Annotated in this window: 1 protein-coding gene; it reads right to left on the bottom strand. The window is 64.6% G+C overall.

Annotation, left to right across the window (positions count from 1 at the left end):
- Window positions 1-350: BCCT family transporter (locus GV790_RS29285; protein ID WP_175586039.1), on the bottom strand; the 350-nt coding region annotated here is incomplete at both ends.

The following is a 350-nucleotide window of genomic DNA, read 5'->3' as shown; positions in this document are numbered from 1 at the left end:
ACCATTGGATACCGCGGTCGATACCCGAGACGGCGGAGATGATGAAGGCGACGGTCAGACCGGCGATGATGGCGACCAGACCGACCTTGCCCATGGCGTCGATCCAGCCGTTGAATTCCATACCGGCGCTGATCTGCAGTGCCCCGAGGCCGAGCGAGGCGGCCGAACCGAACAGCGTCGCGAAGATCGCCATCATGTTGATCGCCTGGCCGCCGATGCCATCGGCCTTGCGACCGAGGATGGGCCGGAAGACCGAGGAGATCAACTGGGAGCGGCCTTTGCGGAATGTGCTGTAGGCGATCGCGAGTCCGGCGACCGCGTAGATCGCCCAGGGATGCAGCGTCCAGTGG

Source organism: Nocardia cyriacigeorgica, assembly GCF_010858045.1.
In the GTDB taxonomy this organism is placed as follows: domain Bacteria; phylum Actinomycetota; class Actinomycetes; order Mycobacteriales; family Mycobacteriaceae; genus Nocardia; species Nocardia cyriacigeorgica_E.
The sequence above is the reverse complement of the archived record's forward strand: the minus strand, read 5'-3'. Positions and strand labels throughout refer to the sequence as shown.